Here is a 21,525-nt window from a genome sequence, read left to right as displayed (position 1 = left end):
CCCCTGCTCCCTGCCCCCTGCCTCTTCAAGTGCGTCCAGTGAGGTTGGCAACTACAACTGCTAACTCAGAGGGATTTACTGGCTTAGGAACGTGGAGTTGAAAGCCTGCTAACAACGCTTGCGTGCGATCTTCTGCCCTAGCATAAGCTGTCAGCGCCACTGCTGGAATCCGCCCTCCTTGATCTGTTGGTAGCGCCCTCACTTGACGAATTAGTGCGTAGCCATCTTGTTGTGGCATACCGATATCACTCACCAGTATATGGGGGCGAAATTGTTGCAAAGCAAGCAGGGCTTCACAAGCAGATGCTGCTGCTATGACTTGCGCCCCATACTGTCCCAGAATTGTGGTGAGTAAATGACGCGCGTCTGCCTCATCATCAACAATTAGCACTCGCAAGTCATCTAATCTCGGCAGGTAATTATTAGCCTCTGGGACATCAACCAGAGATGAAGGCTGCTCTGCTGTATTAGCCTCTACATAAACGGCTTTCATCGGTAGATTGACAATGAATGTCGCTCCCTGTCCAACTCCTAGACTTTCGACAGAGACTGTGCCACCGTGTAATTCTACCAAGTGACGGACGATCGCTAACCCTAATCCTAGTCCGCCATGCGATCGCGTGCTGGAACTGTCAGCTTGACGAAAGCGTTCAAATACATGGGGGAGGAATTCGGCAGCAATTCCCGCTCCCGTATCGCTTACCCGAATTTGCACGGAAGATTCAATCCGCTCTAATTGCACATCCACTCTTCCGCCTTTGGGTGTAAATTTGACGGCGTTGGAGAGCAAGTTCCACACAACCTGTTGCAAGCGGTTGGTATCACCCACAACTACCCCAACTTCAGGATCGAATCTACACTTGATGTTAATCTCTTTAGCCTCAGCGGCTGGGCGCACAGTATCGATTGCCGCCTCTACAAGTGGTACAAGTTTTATCCGATGGATACTGAGATGAAGTGTACCTCTAATAATCCGTGACACATCTAGGACATCTTCGATCAGTTGCGTCAGGGATCTAGTGTTACGTTCAATTGTTTCTAACGCCCGCGCAGTAGTAGCCTCATCAAACTTACGATTTCTCAGTAGCTGCGTCCAACCTAATATGGCGTTTAAGGGCGTGCGGAGTTCGTGGGAGAGAGTGGCGAGAAACTCATCCTTCATCCGGTTTGCTGATTCTGCATCAGCGCGTGCTGCTTTTTCGCGCTCAAGCAGTTGTTCGCGTTCTTGCTCTGCTTGCTTGCGATCGGTAATATCGAGCATAAACCCATGTAGTAGCTGTGGCCCATTCTCATCCCGCACAACATTAACAATGTCATACAGCCACACAACTCTGCCATCAGCAGCCAACATTCTGTATTCAAATTCGTAATTATTTAGTGATAGAGAAGATTCTTGGCAATACTGAATAGCCCACTCGCGATCTTCTGGATGCATGTGTTTTTGCCAGAAATCATCGATGTACCAGTCTGATAATGGATAGCCAAGAATCTCAACGGTTTGTGGCCCTATATAAGTAAAATTTCCGGTAGTGGCATTTACCTCCCAAGGAATTATGCGGACTTTTTCGGTTAGCGTCTTTAACCGTTTCTCGCTCTGTTTTAGTGCTGCCTCCGCTAACTTGTGAAGTGTAATATCTGTGATTAAGGCAACAAATCCTTTAACTTTTCCTTGCTCGCTGAACTGGGGAACGTAACTTACATTTACGTAATGGTGTGTGCCATCTTTATGGAGTAATTGGGTTTCATAAGTGACTTCCTTTCCAGAAAGTACTGCTTCTACATAAGGAAGAATTGACTGATAAACCGACTCTCCCAGAATTTCTCTAATGTGTTTACCATAAATTTCAGAAGCAGCAAGTCCAAACCAGTCTTCATATTTCTTGTTATTAAAGCGATAACGCTGCTGAGTATCAACATAAGAAATCTGGACAGGCACAGCATTTGTAATTAACCGCAGTTCATCTTCTCGTTGACACAGTGCTGTTTCTGCTCGTTTGCGTTCTGTGATGTCGCGTTGAGTTCCCCAGGCTCTGACTAAAAGTCCATTTTCGACAATTCCCACCAGATTATTCAAAAAATATTTGGAATTACCTTGCTTATCTATTTCGTGAGACTCTGCATCGATTAATCGGTAGTTAGAACGGATAAAATTACGCAGGTATGCAATATTATGTGGATCGGAGGGAATGAGAAAATCTCCTAGCCTAGCGTTAATAATTTCTTCGGCACGAGAACAGCCATACATCTGTGCCATCACATTGTTGCATTCGGCTAAGTAAACATATTGATAAAAATGTTGAATTTGTTCATCTTCTGGACAGTCCGCCGAAATTGGTACTTCTAGTTCAATGCACCAAATACCTTCTGAACTCTGCTCTAAAAATGCGCGGTAGCGTTCTTCGCTTTGGCATAGGGCAAGCTCTACCTGTTTGCGTTCGCTTAAATCCAGGACAAAAGAGATAATATCGTTAGGATTATTTTCTAATAAAGCAGAACCTAACAGGATGGGAACACGAGTGTTATCTTTGCGGATGTATTCGTTCTCAAAAGGCTGACATACACCTTTGGCTTTGAGTTCTGCGATCGCACTGTTGTTTGCTTCAATATATTTTGGTGGGATCATATCGCGCCATCGAACCCGCCCTGCAACTAAATCTTCTTGCGAATAACCTACCATTCGTAAAAAAGCATCATTAGCTTCTGCGATCGCTCCATCCATATTGGCTACAATTACCCCAATAATGTTGGACTCTACCAACCTTCTAAACTTTGCCTCACTCACTTTTAACTTCTGTAAACTCATTTGAAGATGTTGTTTGGCAGTGCGTAACTCTGAGTTCAGCAAGCTGATGAATGTTGTCACCAGGACAAACAAGCTTAACCGTCTGATGTTGTCTAGACTCGCAACCGAGAGCGAAAACACTGGCTCTAAGAAAAAATAGCTAACACTTAAAGTAGACAAAGCAGTAGCCAGCAACCCTGCTTCCATACCACCATACCAAGCACTAACCGCCACGGTAGCAAAAAACAGCAGGAAAATAGTTGGTTTCAGTAGTGGCTGTAGCAATAGTGTTAGTAGCAATGCGCTACCAACAGCCAATAGTGCAACAGCATAGGGTGCTAGAAGGGAACGTGTTCCTTTCAATGTGGCTTCTCCTTTTATGCAGCTAGCTAAAGGATTATTCCCAAAATCAGCTAGAGAATGCGACGCGTTAGCTAGTCTGCAAGCGTCACAGCCCGTCAGACATCGCTCAATATTTATTATGCATCGAAATAATACACATTAAAGCAATTATTTGCTGTGAATCTATCTAAAGGATTAAAGCTTAGTTTTAACAGAGATTAAATAGCTAAGATTTATCGCTCTAATTATATATTTTATATTTCTCTCTATCCGTCAAACAGCATAGTTATATTAATTTTTAAAATTAACTTCTTTTAGGATATAAGTCATCATTTCTCCTTTGCCTTTAACCTGAATTAAGCCTCGTTTATCGAATAAGTATTTATCTTTTAAAAGCTGATAAGTTGCTTCACAAACCTGGATACTACCGGCTATTCCATGCGATTCCATTCTACTAGCAGTATTTACTGTATCTCCCCAGAGATCGTAAGCAAACTTTTTCAGCCCAATCACCCCCGCCACAACTGGCCCTGTACTAATACCAATACGGAGGCTAAATAATTGATTATTTTCTGCATTAAACATAGCTATAGCATTTTGCATATCCAACGCCATATTAGCTATTGCTGAAGCATGATCGTTAGACTGATTTGGCAATCCGGCAACAGCCATATATGCATCGCCAATAGTCTTGATTTTCTCTACCCCGTGAAGTTCTGCTAATTGGTCAAACAAACAGAATATTGTATTTAATAACTCGACTAATTCCGCAGGAGGTGTACGACTTGAAAGCTCTGTAAAACCGACAATATCGGCAAATAATACCGTAACTTCCATAAAACTATCAGCAATAGTTCTAGGCTGTTGTTTTAATTGTTCTGCAATCATCCCTGGCAGAATATTTAGTAGCAGCCGTTCCGATTTTTGCTGCGCCAGTTCCATTGCTTTACGTGCATAAAATTCTTTTTTTCGCAAGCGTTCGTATAAAAATACAGAAAATACACAAATTATGCAAGTCCAAAAGAAGTATAATCCTTGTTCAGCATAAAAATCTGATGGATTCTTCAATATAGGATTATATAAGAGATATAAGGTTAAATAGCAAAGTATTGTTCCGAGTTGAGATATTAAATGCATCCACCATTGAACTGGTATGATTGTAGCCTGAGTGAGAAACATCAGAGTCCAAATATTGCTTCTAGGTTCCAGATTATTAAACAACAAAGCTATATCAATTTGGACAACACAAGTTACAGCCCAGCATAAACTCAAAAAAATTAAGTCAGGATGGCGACGGCCAATAGGAGTTTTACATAAACCCCAACAAAGAAGAATGAATAATTCTACAACAATCCCAATTTTAAAAGCGTATATCTTGGCTTCTAGATATGAATTTGCCCAAAGGAAAAAAGCGATTAAAGTCAAGCCAGCTACCAGCATAATTTGTGACTGCAATTGCAGCCGTTTCAGTATAAAGCTCTGTCGCTGTTCTTTATAGGATTCGGCAAGGTTATTGTTGGTTTGCCGATTGGACATTCCGTGACTAATGAGCGCATCTAGTTGAGTTTTATCTGAGTTGCTTGGATTAATCATGCACTTTTTGCGTTATTAGTAATCAAAGGACTAAAGAAGGGAATAGGGTACAGGTTACAGGGTACAGATTATTCACTGTTACTTGTCACCTGTCACCTCTTCCCTAATCCCAATTCCCAATCCCCAATCCCCATAAATGGCTCGTACCCCTACACTAAATTTTGATCGTGGCACATTAATTTTGCATCCACCACCACGCGGCAAAGGTTGGATGGATTATGCGACGTGGGATGATAGAGTTGAAAAATTCCGCATTCCAGCAATTAGATACCGATCGCTAGTGGAAGCACTACAAGCGGAAGATGTGAATTTTATCGATGAGGCCAAGCAATTTTATCCTGTAGATTTGGTTCCTACTTTGGAAATGGAACCCTATCCCCACCAGACTGAGGCGCTAGCGGCTTGGAAACTGGCGGGTAGACAAGGGGTGGTTGTGCTTCCCACGGCGGCGGGAAAGACTTATTTAGCGCAAATGGCGATGCAATCAACGCCGCGCACAACGCTAATTGTTGTGCCAACTTTAGATTTGATGCATCAGTGGTATGCACACTTAGTAGCAGCTTTCCCCGATGCTGAGGTGGGATTGCTGGGGGGTGGTTCGCGGGATAGAACAGCTATCTTAGTTGCAACTTATGATAGTGCAGCAATTCACGCTGAGACGTTGGGAAATCAATATGCGTTGATTGTTTTTGATGAATGTCACCATTTACCGACAGATTTTAATCGGGTTATCGCTGAATATGCGATCGCACCTTATCGTCTGGGACTCTCTGCAACACCGGAACGCACTGATGGTAAACACGCTGATTTAAATATTCTCATTGGTGAAGAAGTATATCGCAAACGCGCTGAAGATTTGGCAGGGAAGGCGTTAGCAGAACATGAAATTGTCCAAATTAAGGTGAAGTTATCGCAACTTGAGCGAGAAAGATACAATCAACTCATTCAAACCCGCAACGACTTTTTGAAGCAATCCAAGATTTCTTTGGGGAGTCTGCAAGGCTGGCAAATGTTCGTGCAAATGAGTGCTAGATCGCAATCTGGACGTAGGGCGATGCTAGCGCACCGAGAAGCGAAAGATATCGCTTTGGGGACTGATGGGAAGTTGCGAATTTTGATTAATTTATTGGCAGAACATTATCCAGCAAGAATTTTGATTTTTACTGCGGATAATGCCACGGTTTACCGCATTTCTCAAGAGTTGCTAATTCCGGCAATTACTCATCAAACTCCTGTGAAGGAACGGCATGAGATATTAACCAAGTTTCGAGAGGGTAAATATAATACTTTGGTTGCTTCTCATGTGTTGAATGAAGGCGTTGATGTACCTGCGGCAACTGTTGCGATTATTTTATCGGGGACGGGTTCGGCTAGGGAGTATACTCAGCGATTGGGAAGGATTTTACGGAAGGGGAATATTGAGAATAAGCAGGCGATTTTGTATGAGGTGGTGGCGGAGGATACGAGTGAAGAGGGGACTTCGGCTAGAAGAAGAGGGGAGAGGAATAACGAACCGCAGAGGCGCGGAGGACGCAGAGAGGAAGAGGAGAATAAGGGGAAGTTAGAGGTTGTGTATGGGAGTGGGAAGGAACGGAGTTTGAAGGCTGCGGAACAGTTAGAGATTAATTATTCAACGGGAAGTCCAAAATCTAAAATTCAAAATTCAGATGTTACCGACAGACTTACTGATGCATCGCCAAAACGGGGAGGAGATTATCCCGAAGAGACTGAAGATTGATCAAAAAACTTCGGAGTTGGCGATTGAGTTAATTAATTATTTTCAATCAGCAGTGGGGAAGACTCAAGGTGTGCTTGAGCGACAACTGACTGATTTTGAAGGAGATTCTACAGATTATCGGGTGAAGCGGGGATTAGCTTATATTCTCAAAAGCAGTTTTTGCACTTTTGAGGTGGTTAGTCCTTTGGAACCACAGATGTTAAGAGAACGGGTGTTTTCGCTGGCGGCAAAATCGGTTTCTAGTCGAGAATCGACACAAGCTACTCTGGGTAAAATTGCTGATGAGTTAACTCAAGAACTTGAGCGGGAAGTTTTATTAGAACAGGTTCGGAATGGACTATATGCTGATTTATCTGAAAATAAGATTTTGACTGTTTTTGATGCACCAACAGCGCCAGATGTGTTAAATCGATATAACTTATCTCAGGTACAGGGTGTATTTTATAAGGCCAGTCAACTGGTGTTAAATGCTCATCGGAATGTTCCGGGTGAATATAAGCTGTTATTTCGCTATCTGAAGTTGTTTCAATTGATGGCTTATATTGAAGGTGATGCTGACCACGGGTTTACAATTACGATAGACGGGCCGACGAGTCTGTTTAATCCTAGTACACGATATGGGTTAGCGATCGCTAAACTTATTCCCGCTTTACTTCACGTTACTAAATGGAGTCTTTCGTCGATTCTCCAAACCCGCGATGCTTATACAAATGCTTGGAAAACTGGACGTTTCACCCTCAATTCTGAATGTGGTTTAGTATCCCATTATCCACCTGGAAAGCCTTACGATAGTATGTTAGAAGCATCCTTTGCTGATAAGTGGGATGCTTTGAAAAGCGGTTGGGCATTAGAGCGAGAAGTTGATTTAATCCCAATTCCCGGTAGTGTGATGATTCCCGATTTTCGCTTAGTGCATTCCGATGGACGCACTTTCTTATTAGAAATTGTTGGTTATTGGCGGCCAGAATATTTACAAAAGAAATTTTCTCAGGTGCGGCGGGCTGGACGCGATGACTTAATTTTGGCAATTTCTGAACGACTTAATTTAGAAAAGGCGGGAGTAAAATTAGATGATGTCCCCGCCAGAATTGTTTGGTTTAAAGATAAGTTGTTGCCGAAAGCTGTCTTAGCTGTAATGGATTGATTAAAGAAGTCGGGGATCTCACCACCCTGACCTATCAGAATAATGACATGAACCACTAATGGTCTATCGCATTAATTTTGCTAGGTTTGTAGTGAGCGATTTATCGCTCAAATCAAGGACTAAAGTCCTTACAACGAACTTTTTTGACATCCTTACCCCCGTGAACGGTCGGTGATTCTGGAGTAATAAGTAACAAGTAATGAGTAAATACCCGTTTTTCATCCACTCATTACTCATTACACCTTACTCATTACTTTAAAACCGTGCTGGAAGCACAGGGTTTTAGACCCATTTTTCTGATAACCCTTCAGAATTAATGAGACAGACCACTAGTCCCTACTTAGAACGACGCGATGCGGACGAACGAGCCCCAGGCTTCTCGCCATTAGTCGCGGGTGGCGCTGCTTTACGTTTAACCGATGTCCGTGGTAACGGTTTAGGAGTCCGAGGCGATCGCTTTTCACCTCCAGATTTGGGTCTGTGTTGCCGTCCATTGGGGATTGGTTCGGCCGTTATATCGAGATTAGGGCCAAAGCCATCCACTACTTCCCTTGGCAAACGCTGCTCAATCAGTTTTTCGATATCTGTCAATAGACTGTATTCATCGACGCACACCAGCGATACGGCTTCACCTGATGCGCCAGCACGACCAGTTCGCCCAATGCGATGAACATAATCTTCTGGTACATTAGGTAGATCGAAGTTAACTACATGGGGTAGTTCGCTGATGTCAAGACCTCTAGCAGCAATGTCTGTCGCCACCAATACCTGTAAGCTACCATTCTTGAACTTTGCCAGAGCATTGGTACGTACCGGTTGGCTCTTATTCCCGTGGATTGCCAGTGCTTGTATGCGGTCTTCACCCAACTGCTTAACTAAACGGTCAGCGCCATACTTGGTACGAGTAAACACTAGCACTTGATACCAATTATCTCGCCGAATTAGGTGAGCAAGTAATTGGCGTTTCTTGTCACGGTCTACTTGGTAAATTTTTTGGGCGATTGTCTCGGCGGTGACGTTGCGGCGTGCCACCTCAATCATCTTCGGATTATTGAGTAGTCCGGCGGCTAGTGCTTTAATTTTGTCCGAAAAAGTAGCGAAGAATAGCAAATTTTGTCGCTTTTTGGGCAAAAGCGCAAGGATGCGGCGGATATCATGGATAAAGCCCATGTCCAGCATCCGATCTGCTTCATCTAGAACTAAAACTTCAATATGTGAAAGGTTCAGCGTGCCCTGCTGTACGTGATCCAGCAGTCGCCCTGGAGTAGCCACCAAAATATCTACTCGGTTCTTCAAACGCTGTTTTTGCAGATTAATACCGACTCCGCCAAACATCACCATCGAGTTTAGCTGCAAGTATTTGCCATACTCGCGCACGCTTTCTTCCACTTGGGCGGCGAGTTCACGAGTCGGGGTGAGAATCAGTGCCCGGATCGGGCGGTATCCATTAGATGTAACTTTGACGTTCTTCTCGGACGATAACCGATGTAGAAGCGGTAGGGTAAAACTAGCGGTTTTTCCAGTGCCAGTTTGTGCCCCAGCTAGTAAATCGCTACCCGATAAGACGGCAGGAATCGACTGTATCTGAATTGGCGTAGGTTCGGTGTAGCCTCGCTCTGTAACCGCACGGATAATTTCATTGGACAAGCCGAGAGTAGAAAAATTCATAAAACTCCAAAAGTAACATCGGCCTGTCGCCAATGGCGGCGTCAGTCTTAGGCGGACGGATAAAAAAGTCTTGAAAGGCTGGATGGGCAGTAACGCAAAGACTGAAGAGCGAGTGCCACAGTCCCACATTCTAACAGAATGTAGCCCATTGTGTGGTTAAAGTTGCTCTGATTCAGTGTTGTGTTAAATTAGCATTACTTGGAATATAAAGTATTGAACAATTAGGAGAAATTCGTTATCGCAATCCAAAAGCAACTGATTAATTCACAAATCAAGTCACCTCATGTCTTCTTGATTGACCATGAGAATAACAATCGTGGTCTAATCGACACCAATGAGGCGCTACAGTTAGCCGAGAGCTTAGAGCTTGACTTGGTTGTAGTCTCTCAAGGCAAAGAGGCCCCAATCGCCAAAATCCTGAATTATGGCAAGCTTCAGTATCAAAAGAAAAAACGTCAGAGCCAGAGTGCTAGACCTACGGTAAAAGAAGTTCGTTTCGGTTTAAACGTGGGTGTGGCTGATTACAATTTACGTATTGAAAAAGCAGTTGGGTGGTTGAGTAAAGGCGATTCGGTGAAGTTTGCCATTCGTTTACGAGGCCGAGAACATCAATATCGTGACCAAGCAGGAGAACTGCTAGACAGAATTGCAAAAGACCTCAGTCAAGTAGGTAAAATCCAGTCACTGGATAAACGCTCACTAATTGTTCAAGTCATTCCTGCCTAGTTAATCTTGCGATCGCTGGAGGATGTATTTGTGCCAGCTTTTAAAACTCCCACGGCTATGAAAACATTGCTATTGCTCGTTTTCAGATCAAGCCGTGGGATTTTAGCTCAAAGCTAACAAACCAAAAAAGCCAGAGGATAGGCAACAGCACTCCATCAGCTAAGAATAGGACATAGCCAATCAATCGGCGCATTTAGTGATTAGGTGTGTCAACGCATCAATCAAGCGATCGCTTTCCATTGGCACAATGTCCTGTCCATGCATCACATTTTGAGTAATGTGAAAATGCACCAATGCCCCTAAGAGAATTCTTGCTGTTGCCTCTGGATCAGGTATTTTTAGTTCTGGAGCCGCCAAGTACTGAGTGAGAGTTTCCGCTACTGGCTTAATCATCACCCGAACACAAATTTGAGCTAACTCAGGAAAACGCCCAGATTCCCCAATTAATACTCGCATAAATGCACTATGTTCTTTGTCCTTAAGCATCTGCTCTAATGCTTTGGTTGCTACCTGGCGCAGTATGGTGGCTGGTTCTCCCTCAATCGGTTCTGTGCCAAAAATTGAGTTGTTCTTTTTGCTTGTCAGTTGCTCTAACAGTACTTTAAAAAGTCCTTCTTTATCTTGAAAGTGGCTGTAGACTGTCGCTTTAGAAACACCTGCTGCTACTGCTACCCGATCCATGCTGGTTCCAGCATAGCCATTTTGGAGAAACTCTTGCATTGCCCCTTGCAGAATTTGCTCTACTTTATCAACGGAATTGTCTCGATCAACTTCGTCAGTTTTGATGCGTACCATTTATTAATTATCCTTTCTTACAAACAATATTAATAGATGCTGCAAAATGCCCCAGTAGAAAATGGCGAAATTGAAGGCAGCAGGGAGCAGGGAGCAGGGAGCAGGGAGCAGGGAGCAGGGAGCAGGGAGCAGGGAGCAGGGAGCAGGGAGCAGGGAGCAGGAATGAATACCATTTCACTACATAATATCGAGCCAACTGATTGACAAGTTTAGTTGTATCATCTTGACTAAACTAGTCCGTTTAGTTTAGCATGAATTGAACTGTACAGTTTAGTACAAGTTGCTACTGGTGGTAAGGGGAATAATAGTATGGAGCAAAACAGGAATTCAGAGGGTTTAAGGTCTTCTCAGAATCTTGTGCGATCGCCTATTCTACTTGCAATAATTACAGCTCTAGCAATAGGCGGAATCAGTGTTTATGCGCTGATAAAGTTTCAGGCTACAGCTAATGAAAAACAAAAAACACCAGTAGCAGTTCAGCCTGTGGTAAAAACAGTCACAGCTTTAGGGCGGTTGGAACCAAAGGGAGAAGTCATAAAACTATCAGCGCCTTCTTCTAATGAAGGAAATCGCGTAGAGCAACTATTGGTGAAAGAAGGCGATTCTATCAAAGCTGGGCAGGTAATTGCGATTATGGACAACCGCGATCGCCTCCAAGCGACTTTAGGTGAAGCACAAAAACAAGTTCAAGTTGCCAAATCTCGCCTTAACCAGGTAAAAGCTGGAGCAAAACAGGGAGAAATTGGAGCGCGTCAAGCTAGCGTGAATCGTTTGCAAGTAGAACTAGAAGGAAATATTAAAACCCAACAAGCCACAATTAACCGTATAGAAGCAGAACTCCTTGGGCAACAACGGAGTTTGCAAGCAACAGTGGCTCGTGTAGCAGCCGAGAGACGTAATGCCCAAGCTGAGGTACAGCGCTACGAGACTTTATATAAAGCAGGAGCAATTTCTAGCCAGGAAGTTGATAGCAGACGCTTAAGTGCAGAAACTTCGACTCAAGCGTTAATTGAAAGCCAAGCTACTCAGACAAGAACTGTGGCTACCCTACAACAGCAGCTTAACGAAGCAAAAGCTAACCAGGATCAAACCCTCGCCAGCTTGCAACAGCAGATTAACGAAGCAAAAGCTAACTTGAATCAAACTGCTGAAGTCCGTCCAACAGATATAGCAAACGCACAAGCAGAGATAGAGAGCGCTCAAGCCACGGCGGATAAAATTAGAGCAGAACTGGCGCAAGCTTATGTTGTGGCTCCTAAAGCCGGTCGAATTTTGGAGATTAATACACGAGCCGGAGAAACTGTTGGCGATGAAGGAATTGTGGCTCTAGGTCAAACCGACCAGATGTATGCAGTAGTAGAAGTCTACCAAAGTGATATCAAGAGAGTGCGTCCGGGACAGGATGTGCGGGTAAGTAGTGATTCCCTACGCAATGAATTAGAGGGAAGAGTGGATTGGGTTGGTATGCAGGTAAAGCGGCAAAATCTGATCAACACCGATCCCTCTAGCAATATTGATGCCAGAGTTGTGGAAGTCCATGTGCAACTAAATAAACTATCTAGCCAAAATGCTTCTAGCTTCACTAATTTGCAAGTCAAGGCGGTAATTGAACTGTGATTGGATTTATCCAGCAACTACGGCGGCGAACACCTTTAGGATGGCTGCAACTAAGTCATGAAAAAGGTCGTCTTTTGGTAGCATTGTCAGGCATTGCCTTTGCCGATGTTCTGATGTTTATGCAGCTAGGGTTTCAGACTGCTTTGTTTGAAAGTAACACAATCCTGCATCGCAGTATGCAGGCTGATATGTTTGTCATCAGCCCCCAAGCACGTAACCTAGCAAATATGTCTAATTTTACGCGGCGGCGGTTGTATCAAGCAATGGATGTACCAGGTGTAAAGTCAGCAGAAGGAATGTATGTCAACATTGTTGATTGGAAAAATCCCCAAACACAACTGAAGACGACAATATTAGTTATGGGGTTCAATCCCGATCAGCAAGTGTTTAACTTAGCAGATGTGAATCGCCAGGTAGATGCTGTGAAGCTACCAGATACCGTTCTCTTTGATCGCGCCTCTAGAGGAGATTACAATGAAGCGATCGCCAATATTGAACAAGGTAAAACTGTCACAACCGAAATAGAACGGCGGACAATTACCATTAGCGGCTTATTTTCAGTTGGGGCTTCCTTCATAGCAGATGGTACTTTAATCACCAGCGACCAGAACTTTCTGAGACTATTTCCCAGACGAGAAGCCAGCAGTGTCAGTCTCGGTTTGGTACAGCTGCAACCAGGCTATGACCCAAAACAGATGAAAGAAGCTTTAGAAGCTCATTTAGATGATGATGTCAAAGTTTTAACTCAAGCAGAATTTATCGAATTTGAAATAAATTACTGGAAAACAAATACTGCTATTGGATTTATCTTCAGCCTGGGTGTAGCAATGGGCTTTATGGTAGGCGTGATTATCGTCTATCAAGTTCTTTCTACAGATGTGAATTCCCACATTAAAGAATACGCCACTTTCAAAGCAATGGGATATAACAATCTCTACTTATTAGGTGTGGTGTTTGAAGAGGCGATAATTTTGGCAATCTTGGGCTTTATCCCAGGAGCGATCGCACCATTAGGACTTTATCATTTAACTCGTAATGCCACTAATTTACCACTGTATATGACCGTAGGGCGGGCATTAACGGTATTAACTTTAACTATGATTATGTGTGTAATTTCTGGTGCGATCGCCACCCGAAAATTACAGTCCGCCGACCCCGCAGATATGTTTTAAATTTGTCATTTGTCATGGGTCATTTGCAAAGGACATAATGACGAGCATCACGAGTAATCAAGCTATTTATGAGTAGTCAACCCGTCATCTCTGTTAAAAATCTCGACCATTACTTTGGTCATGGTCAACTTCGCAAGCAAGTTCTCTTTGATATCAACCTAGATATTAACGCTGGCGAAATTATTATTATGACTGGTCCTTCTGGTTCTGGTAAAACTACACTTCTCACCTTAGTAGGCGGCTTGCGTTCTGCCCAATCCGGCAGTTTGCAGGTTTTGGAACAAGAACTTTGTGGCGCTAACGCAGCACGGCTCACCCAGGCGCGACGCAGTAACGGTTATATTTTTCAAGCGCACAATTTGCACGGTAGCCTGAGTGCGCTGCAAAACGTCAGAATGGGCTTGGAATTGCACAAAAATATTTCGCAACCAGAAATGAAAACCCGTTCAGCCCAAATGTTGGAGGAAGTAGGATTAGGAGAGCGCCTCAATTATTATCCTGATGATTTATCAGGTGGACAAAAACAAAGAGTAGCGATCGCTCGTGCGTTGGTAGGTCGTCCTAAAATTGTCTTAGCAGATGAACCCACCGCCGCCCTTGATAGTAAATCTGGTCGAGATGTGGTCAACCTGATGCAAAAACTAGCTAAAGAGCAAAATTGTACCATTCTCTTAGTTACTCATGACAACCGCATTCTAGATATTGCCGATCGCATTGTCTATATGGAAGATGGCAAATTAGTAAATGACGGTGCTGTTGTTGCAGCCGGTTAGTTATGCTGGTTGTTTTTTATTAAACTGATTCTATTCCTGAGAGGATCGCAACATTACTCTTGATGTAACCGATTGCCAAAGGAGATTGACCATTTAACAACAATAGAATCTGATTAAATATTTGTGGAAGAGTTGCACCATACAAATGCCAAAGCTTTTTCCAAAGTTGAGTTAAAATGCGATCGCCTGCAATATCGTCAGTACCGGGTCGTAGCAACCAATGGGTTCGCAATATCTGAAAATGACGAATATCATTACTCTGCATAACTTTATAAATTTCTTGAGCAGTATGTTCTACCAATTCATCTGTCACCACTTTCATTACTAGGGGTTGCAATGTAAATGAGGGTTCATAATCGCTGATCCATTTTTCTAAAAGCGATCGCCTTTCTAAGGCTACAATGCCCTCTAAAACCATCGCTGGGTCAACGGATATCAGTAAATGGGTTTGCAATCGAGAGAATGACACAGGTTCTTGCCAAATAGCCAACCAGTAGAGAATATCTTGCTCTAAGCCGGAAAGTTGCTCAAATTGCTGTTTGAGAATCACACGCAAGCGATCGCCTACAATTAAAGTATTCTGACTTAAAAAAGCAACAACATTCCCCCCAAATACAGACTGAATCAAGGGTGTTACCAGTTTCAGCGCCAAGGGATTACCGCGATAAAGTTGAATTAATGCTGATAACCCTAGTTCTTTGCCTGTAAATCCCCTTGATTGTAATAATTCTCTAGCCTCTGTTTTTGGCAACCCTTTGAGATTTAAACAGCGAGATGTTTTTGTATTAATTTCGATATTCTTTGGTTGTTCGCGGTTGCTAATCAGAATACAGCTTTGATGCCGTTCTCGACTTAGCTGTTGGATAAATTGACTATAGCTGAGGTTTTCTGGCTGCGAGAAAATAGCCTCTAATCCATCCAATACCAACAGACAGCGACGTTTTTGTAACTGCTGGATGAGTTGTGCCGTACCTTGTTGGATATTCTGCACAACACCTTCCTCAAAAGAATTTAGCAGGCTATTCAGCAGAGAAATCAGAGATGGGGAAGTTTGCAGAGACTTCCAAATTAAACAATCAAATTTTGACTGAATGCGATCTACTAAAGCCAGTGCTAGAGCGGTTTTGCCAATACCGGCTATACCGTTAATAGTGACGAATTTACATTTTTGGCTAGTTATCCATTCTTCTAATTGTGCCAATTCCTGATTTCGTCCATAGAAGCTTTCGAGATCGGGTGCTTCATTGCAATCTAAGTAAGGTGTGGGGATAACTACAGCAGATTCTAAGTCTGCATTGGATAATTCTGCGATCGCTTCCCAGTTCCCAATACCAACAGCTTGACAGATAGCGATGAAGATTTCTCGCTGAATGCGATCGCCTTGCCAAAATCGGCGTAAAGTAGCTCTAGAGGTATGGGCATCTTGCCACCAGCGTGCGGTGCTAGTTTTTGTCCAACCTAGACGTTGGCGGGATTTTTCTATAATTGCGAGTCCTGCTGTTGATGCTTTCAGCGAGTTTGACATACATCAACTTTATAATTCACTATTTGAGCGTTTGCACATCAGGTTAATTAAGAATTTTAGCATCAGCAGTTAATAAAATACAATTATAAAATCTTGCTGTAGCCACAATCATTTGATCGAATGGGTCGCTATGGAATCCATTTAATTGAGTTGAATCAACTATTATTGGCAAAGACAAATTTAATAGTTGTACTCCCGGATAAGCTAAAGCAGCTTCTAGCCATTTATCAATATCTACAGGCAAAATTAGCCGCTTTTTCTCTACTAATTTCGCTACTTCCCAGCAAGAAAGAATGCTGATTCCTAAACCGTCAGATTCGTAATCTTGTAACCATTATTGCTGTTTTTGAGTCAGTCGTGAATCGTTCTGCACCCACCAAACCCAGATATGAGTATCAAGTACAATCATTGCAAAGCTTCCCAATCTTCCACTGCTACAGGTTCAGTTGGATCTTCATAATAGTATGGCTGTGTATCGTGCAAAGGATAAATATTTGTATCTGATTGGGGTTTTAGTGCTACTTGGTTATCTGGAGTTTTCGCTTCCAGAATAATCACTTCCACAGCGTCGCCTGCATGAAAAGGTAAACCCTGTAGCGTCAGGGTTCCATCTTCAGTTAATACGATTTTTATCTTGTGAGCATTCATATTTCAACTCCTAAAGTATTGCCAAACAATTCTAATAACCAATTCTAGCTACAAAAAAACTATAAATTCGATATTGGATTGGTTAATAATTTTTCGTAGGTGCATAAAAAGCGGCAATTATTCCTTCAACGAAATGAGCCGAGATTTTTTATTCTTTGAGAGACTGAAGCAACTGACTAGGACGTGCAACTTTTACACCAAGATAAAAATCAGGATAGCGAACAAATATATAATGCTCATACTCATACCAGTGCATCTCACCCTTTTCTTGGTTACACGTCTGACAAATGACCCAGAAATTCTTGAATTCCATTGATAACCAGGGATACTGCGATCTAGGAAGCTTATGATCTATTGTTTTACCACCCTTTTCAGAATACTTGTCCCCACAAATTGGACAGTAACAGTCTGAATTATCTCTCACCCAATTTTTACTTTCTTGTGTTGTACCACACTCATAATCACCATTAACATATCGCCAGTAATCGAATTTTCTATAATTTTCAAAATCTTGATGAGTTAGTTTATGATAGCGCTTGCTACCAATTTTATCTGCAATTTTAAATAATTCATTCAGTTCTTTTTCTTCCAGGTTCATTGGACTTTCCCCTAATATTTGACAGTTCTGTATGACTTTTGATTATTTTGCTTCCTATATGTTTTTTTTGTTTTATTACCAAAATCAATAAATTCTATTTCTGTATCAGGAAACTGCTTATCTATCTCTTCTGCAATTTCATTCACTTCTTTAGCTAACCTCTGATTACTTTCTTGTATTTCTTGAGCAGTAAAATATTTATTTCCAATTCGGTCTGCTTCTAAAAATAATTCTTCAAGTGTCAACTCATCGAATTGATATTTATCTAAAAACTCCTTTATTTTATGATAAAGACTGATAGCATTATTCCATCCAACATTCTTGTAACCTTCTGCTTTTAGCCAGTGTATATCTTCTTGCTTCAGCTTGTTTCTATTTTTTGAGTTAACACGCTGAGTATCGCGGTAGCTCATACCATTGAAAATTGCTTTTTTAGTTTTACGCTCAGTCATAGAGTTGTTTTTTAACCCAGTGTAGATTTGAATAAGTGAATTACTGCTTTCCGAATTTCGCTGTCTTCATACTGGAGAATTCTCTTGGTATTTATAGCTAGTTTTAGTCTGATTTCATCAATTAAGTTTTTTAAGGTTTTATTGTCTTTCATTAGTCGCTCATTTACAACAATCAAATCCTTATTTTGAGAAGTTATAGCTTTGAGCCTATCTTCTACAAGATTATTTTTATCGTATGAGCTTTGAATTTCATTTTCGCGTTTATCCCTTTCCTGTCTTTGATAATTTATAAGCTGATCAATTTCCGCAGCATATTCCTTTTCTTTCCGCTCAAGCTCATTTGTTTTCTTCGTTACCAAACCTTTCTGAGCAGCTTGAAGACGCTGACGATTGATTAATTCAGAACCAGCAAAATGTGAAATAGCTCTACGAATAGTAATTTCGTCAGGATTAGTCTTAAAGTCAATTTTCTCTAATGCACGTTCAGCATCTTTTATTGTCCATCCTTCACCTGCAAGTAGCTTAATAGCTTGTGACTTATTCACTGTTCTAAGTTTATAGGGTATGGGTAATGTAATTTAGATTACGTTTTTTTAGTATAAAACACGTATGCAGTAACTAGACTGGCAATTTTACCGAAAATCATTATTTACTAGTGAACCTACTACTGAGCATCAAGTGAGCATAAAACTGAGCATATCTCTCAGAAAAACACACCTACGCTAGAGACAGCAAACAAAAGCGTCAGGTAAAGATTATGATTCAAACCCTAGAACAACAAACCAGTGGTTTATATCTGCAAAACTCCAGCCAACAGATTGCTTTTCCCCTCAAACACACTGAAGTAAAAGCCAAAATCGCTGGTAACATCTCACGGGTGGAAGTTACCCAAAGCTTTGAAAATCCCTTTACTACCACCCTAGAAGCCGTTTATATCTTCCCCTTACCCGATGAAGCCGCCGTTGATGATATGCTGATTCGCATAGGCGATCGCACAATTCAAGGCAGCATCAAAAAACGTCAAGAAGCTGTAGCCATTTACGAACAAGCCAGAAAACAAGGACAGACAGCCGGACTCCTCGAACAAGAACGAGACAATATCTTTACCCAATCTCTGGCAAACATCAAGCCAGGTGAACAAATCGATGTGATTATTCGCTACAGCGACAGCCTAAAATTTGAGGGAGGAAATTATGAATTTGTCTTCCCAATGGTTGTTGGCCCCCGTTACATTCCCGGAATCACCATCGCAGAAGATGCAGTCGGGGGTGGTTCAGCCATTGCACCCATGACTTTAAATCAAGATACCGATTTAGTTCCAGATGCTTCCCGCTTAAACGCTCCCATTTTGCCAGCAGGAATGCGCTCAAGCCATGATATTAATGTCACCATCGAAATTAATGCTGGTGTTGAGATTCAGGATATTAACTCACCCTCTCACCAAATCCAAATCATCCGTGAAGGACAGTTGGTGAATGTCAAGTTAGGAGGTGGAGACACTATACCCAACAAAGACCTAATTTTACGCTACCAAGTTGCCAGTAATAACATTCAAACAACCACGCTGACTCAAGCTGATGAACGGGGTGGACACTTCGCACTATACCTGATTCCCGCCTTTGAGTACCGTCCTGATGAGATTGTCGCCAAAGATATGGTGTTTCTCATCGACTCCTCCGGTTCTCAAAGTGGCGAACCACTGATGCAATGTCAAGAATTGATGCGTCGTTTTATCAATGGACTCAACCCTGACGACACCTTTAACATTATTGATTTTTCCGATACCACACAGCAACTTTCACCCGTTCCTCTTCCCAATACTTCTGCAAATCGTTTATTAGCAATCAACTATATCAATCGCTTAAACGCTGGCGGTGGAACCGAGATGTTAGGCGGTATTCGCACCGTCTTAAATTTAAAAGCCACAAATGCGGGACGCTTGCGAAATATTGTTTTACTAACTGATGGCTATATCGGTAACGAAAACCAAATCTTAGCAGAAGTTAAACAGCGTCTCCAGCCAGGAACCCGCCTTCATAGCTTTGGTGCAGGTAGTTCAGTAAATCGTTTCTTACTCAATCGGATTGCAGAATTAGGACGGGGTATTGCTCGGATTATTCGTCATGATGAACCAGTAGATGAAGTGGTAGAAAAATTCTTCCGCCAAATAAATAATCCAGTCCTCGCCAATATTCAATTGCAATGGGAGGGTAATGGTGAATACCCAATTATGTATCCTTCTACACCACCAGATTTATTTGCAGAGCAACCATTAGTGCTATTTGGACGCAAACCAGACGCGCATTCTGGAAAGTTACACATCACTGGCATTGCTGCGGGTGATAGGCGTTATCAGCACAGTTTTTATCTGAATTTTCCACAAACAGGCAATCCTGCGATTGCTCAACTTTGGGGACGTTCCCGCATCAAGGATTTAATGAATCAAATGGTGAGTGGCGACACAAAGGGAGGCGTGGAAGCAGTCACAGATACGGCTCTGACTTATCAACTGTTATCACAATATACCGCTTTTGTTGCCGTCAGCGATGATATCAGAGTCAATCCCAACCAGGATTTCATATCTGTGCAAGTACCTGTAGAAATACCTGAAGCAATCAGTCATGAAGGTATTTTTAGTAACGTAACTTTTGGTACTGCTCCTGGCGGTGGAATGGCAAAGAGTCGCAGGGAAGCAAAGAAACAATCTGCACCACCTGTATTATCCCCAATGTCTGTATTACCACCACCATCCCCAATGTCTGCACCAGCAAAACCGATGCAACGGTTTGAAGAAATGGAGTCATTAGCGATGGAACGCGATATTCCAGCGTCAGAGCTAGAAATTGGATTTGCAGATGATGATGATTTTAGTAATCTTGATAGCCTGTTCTCAGTTTCCGAAAGCTCGATGCCACAATTGGAAGATTCAAAAGCCTTAGACGAAGAAGAATCTTCTGTTCCTCGTTTACAGGTTGTGAGCGTGACGGGATTGAATCAGCAGATGATTTTTCTGTTGACTCAATACTTGCAAGCAATTCAACTCCCTAGAGGTTTTAGTGGTGATTTAGTGTTTGAATTCCAACTTAGCCAGGGACGGGTGAGACAGTTGCTGTTGGATGAGCAGGCTTCATCGCTGAAGGAACAGACGGTGATTGAATTAATTAGGCGATCGCTTTTGGCTTGGCTACCCTCCCAGTCCCTCACCAGTACTGTGCTGTTAACACTTCGGATTCAACCGTAATTGCTCCTTTATAATATAGTGGAGAGCGATCGCTAAAAGGGTTGGCGTAGGCAAAACTCGACTTTATCCAAAATTAAGAATTTGGTTCTCCTTATAGAGCAAAAGCCTTAGCTTTTTGGCAACGCTGAAATCGAAAAAGTAAAGCTACTGTCTTACAAAGGTTTCAGCGTCAGCTTGAATGTTGTCAAAAAATGGATAAAGTCGAGCTAAGTGGTAATGTAAGATAAGTTACTTATGCTACCGCTTGGTTGATGACATACTCTAAATTCAAAGAAGTAAGAAGAGTGAAAAATATTCATCAACAAAATTGGCTCAGATTTTTGAAACAGTTTTTTTAAGCAAAAGTACTTGATATAAGTACTTTTGTCTAGATTAGTTACTACCACAAAAAAAACTGTCATAATTAAAATCAGGTAAACACTCACTTCAGAAATATATTAAGAATAGAGATTAAATAATTTCTCCATACTGAAGTCTTAAATGCTATTAAAAATTGGAATATTTTTGTGCAAGCAACAATTTCAAAAAACGTAAGGCATACTTCTGATGTATTTTCTTCGTAGTTATGGTTGAAATTGTTAAGTTTTATGTTAAAAATAACAGTACTTATTTTTGTAGTTTTATCTATGTTTTATATTCTATTTTTAAAAGATGCTGACACGTCTATGGTTTATATGCTTGGTGCAATAGTTTGTACACTTTTATCAATAA

The 21,525-nt window shown here is 42.0% G+C and carries 17 protein-coding genes and 1 pseudogene; 8 read left to right on the top strand and 10 right to left on the bottom strand.

What is annotated here, in order from left to right; genetic code table 11:
• Positions 1 to 25: 25 nt before the first annotated feature.
• Positions 26 to 3,145, bottom strand: coding sequence for a PAS domain S-box protein (locus GNF10_RS24500; RefSeq protein WP_185580300.1), 3,120 nt, complete (start codon positions 3,143 to 3,145; stop codon positions 26 to 28).
• A gap of 270 nt (positions 3,146 to 3,415) precedes the next feature.
• The gene (locus tag GNF10_RS24495; protein ID WP_185580299.1) at positions 3,416 to 4,717 is read right to left on the bottom strand and encodes an adenylate/guanylate cyclase domain-containing protein; all 1,302 of its coding nucleotides are present in this window, start codon (positions 4,715 to 4,717) and stop codon (positions 3,416 to 3,418) included.
• Between the two features lie 136 nt (positions 4,718 to 4,853).
• Here GNF10_RS24495 and GNF10_RS24490 point away from each other — a divergent pair, with 136 nt between their 5' ends.
• Both GNF10_RS24490 and GNF10_RS24485 read left to right on the top strand, forming a co-directional pair.
• Positions 4,854 to 6,455 (top strand): DEAD/DEAH box helicase, encoded by a 1,602-nt coding sequence (locus GNF10_RS24490; protein ID WP_185580298.1) that lies wholly within the window; start codon positions 4,854 to 4,856, stop codon positions 6,453 to 6,455.
• The gene (locus GNF10_RS24485) at positions 6,385 to 7,599 is read left to right on the top strand and encodes a DUF790 family protein (RefSeq protein WP_185580297.1); all 1,215 of its coding nucleotides are present in this window, start codon (positions 6,385 to 6,387) and stop codon (positions 7,597 to 7,599) included. Before GNF10_RS24490 ends, GNF10_RS24485 begins: the two co-directional genes overlap by 71 nt.
• Before the next feature lie 336 nt (positions 7,600 to 7,935).
• On the opposite strand, the gene GNF10_RS24480 is transcribed toward GNF10_RS24485, so the two are convergent.
• Complete coding sequence (locus tag GNF10_RS24480) at positions 7,936 to 9,267, bottom strand: DEAD/DEAH box helicase (protein ID WP_185580296.1); 1,332 nt, start codon at positions 9,265 to 9,267, stop codon at positions 7,936 to 7,938.
• A gap of 237 nt (positions 9,268 to 9,504) precedes the next feature.
• Between GNF10_RS24480 and infC the strand changes: the two genes are divergently transcribed.
• A complete protein-coding gene (infC, locus tag GNF10_RS24475) occupies positions 9,505 to 9,993 on the top strand; it encodes a translation initiation factor IF-3 (protein ID WP_083782417.1) in 489 nt (162 codons plus the stop codon).
• Positions 9,994 to 10,173: 180 nt separating this feature from the next.
• On the opposite strand, the gene GNF10_RS24470 is transcribed toward infC, so the two are convergent.
• Positions 10,174 to 10,788 carry a TetR/AcrR family transcriptional regulator gene (locus GNF10_RS24470; protein WP_185580295.1) on the bottom strand — a complete coding sequence of 205 codons (615 nt, stop codon included), beginning with the start codon at positions 10,786 to 10,788 and terminating at the stop codon, positions 10,174 to 10,176.
• Between the two features lie 36 nt (positions 10,789 to 10,824).
• Here GNF10_RS24470 and GNF10_RS24465 point away from each other — a divergent pair, with 36 nt between their 5' ends.
• The 4 genes from GNF10_RS24465 (at position 10,825) to GNF10_RS24450 (ending at position 14,350) form a co-directional block, all read left to right on the top strand.
• Positions 10,825 to 10,992, top strand: a complete 168-nt coding sequence (locus tag GNF10_RS24465; RefSeq protein ID WP_185580294.1) for a hypothetical protein — start codon at positions 10,825 to 10,827, stop codon at positions 10,990 to 10,992.
• A gap of 105 nt (positions 10,993 to 11,097) precedes the next feature.
• Entirely contained in the window at positions 11,098 to 12,405 is a 1,308-nt protein-coding gene (locus tag GNF10_RS24460; RefSeq protein WP_185580293.1) for an HlyD family efflux transporter periplasmic adaptor subunit, read from the top strand.
• Positions 12,402 to 13,577, top strand: a complete 1,176-nt coding sequence (gene devC, locus GNF10_RS24455; protein WP_185580292.1) for an ABC transporter permease DevC — start codon at positions 12,402 to 12,404, stop codon at positions 13,575 to 13,577. Before GNF10_RS24460 ends, devC begins: the two co-directional genes overlap by 4 nt.
• 68 nt (positions 13,578 to 13,645) lie before the next feature.
• Positions 13,646 to 14,350: a DevA family ABC transporter ATP-binding protein gene (locus tag GNF10_RS24450; RefSeq protein ID WP_185580291.1), complete on the top strand. Its 705-nt coding sequence runs from the start codon at positions 13,646 to 13,648 to the stop codon at positions 14,348 to 14,350.
• Positions 14,351 to 14,369: 19 nt separating this feature from the next.
• Here the strand turns inward: GNF10_RS24450 and GNF10_RS24445 are convergent, their stop codons facing one another.
• The 6 genes and pseudogenes from GNF10_RS24445 to GNF10_RS24420 all read right to left on the bottom strand — a co-directional run bounded on the left by GNF10_RS24445 (position 14,370) and on the right by GNF10_RS24420 (position 18,118).
• Positions 14,370 to 15,875, bottom strand: coding sequence for an NB-ARC domain-containing protein (locus GNF10_RS24445; RefSeq protein WP_185580290.1), 1,506 nt, complete (start codon positions 15,873 to 15,875; stop codon positions 14,370 to 14,372).
• Between the two features lie 43 nt (positions 15,876 to 15,918).
• Positions 15,919 to 16,284 (bottom strand): annotated as a pseudogene (locus GNF10_RS24440) (type II toxin-antitoxin system VapC family toxin).
• Positions 16,281 to 16,523 carry a hypothetical protein gene (locus tag GNF10_RS24435; protein ID WP_185580289.1) on the bottom strand — a complete coding sequence of 81 codons (243 nt, stop codon included), beginning with the start codon at positions 16,521 to 16,523 and terminating at the stop codon, positions 16,281 to 16,283. The pseudogene GNF10_RS24440 and the gene GNF10_RS24435 overlap by 4 nt, the downstream one beginning before the upstream one ends.
• A 148-nt stretch (positions 16,524 to 16,671) precedes the next feature.
• Positions 16,672 to 17,121 (bottom strand): HNH endonuclease, encoded by a 450-nt coding sequence (locus tag GNF10_RS24430; RefSeq protein ID WP_185580288.1) that lies wholly within the window; start codon positions 17,119 to 17,121, stop codon positions 16,672 to 16,674.
• An 11-nt stretch (positions 17,122 to 17,132) separates the two neighbouring features.
• On the bottom strand, positions 17,133 to 17,573 hold the full coding sequence (locus GNF10_RS24425; RefSeq protein ID WP_185580287.1) for a hypothetical protein: 441 nt from the start codon (positions 17,571 to 17,573) through the stop codon (positions 17,133 to 17,135).
• A gap of 11 nt (positions 17,574 to 17,584) precedes the next feature.
• The gene (locus tag GNF10_RS24420) at positions 17,585 to 18,118 is read right to left on the bottom strand and encodes a hypothetical protein (RefSeq protein ID WP_185580286.1); all 534 of its coding nucleotides are present in this window, start codon (positions 18,116 to 18,118) and stop codon (positions 17,585 to 17,587) included.
• A gap of 212 nt (positions 18,119 to 18,330) precedes the next feature.
• Between GNF10_RS24420 and GNF10_RS24415 the strand changes: the two genes are divergently transcribed.
• Positions 18,331 to 20,814 carry a VIT domain-containing protein gene (locus GNF10_RS24415; protein WP_185580285.1) on the top strand — a complete coding sequence of 828 codons (2,484 nt, stop codon included), beginning with the start codon at positions 18,331 to 18,333 and terminating at the stop codon, positions 20,812 to 20,814.
• Positions 20,815 to 21,525 lie beyond the last annotated feature (711 nt).

This window comes from Nostoc sp. UCD121, assembly GCF_014222285.1.
In the GTDB taxonomy this organism is placed as follows: domain Bacteria; phylum Cyanobacteriota; class Cyanobacteriia; order Cyanobacteriales; family Nostocaceae; genus Nostoc.
This window is presented reverse-complemented; position numbering and strand designations above follow the sequence as displayed.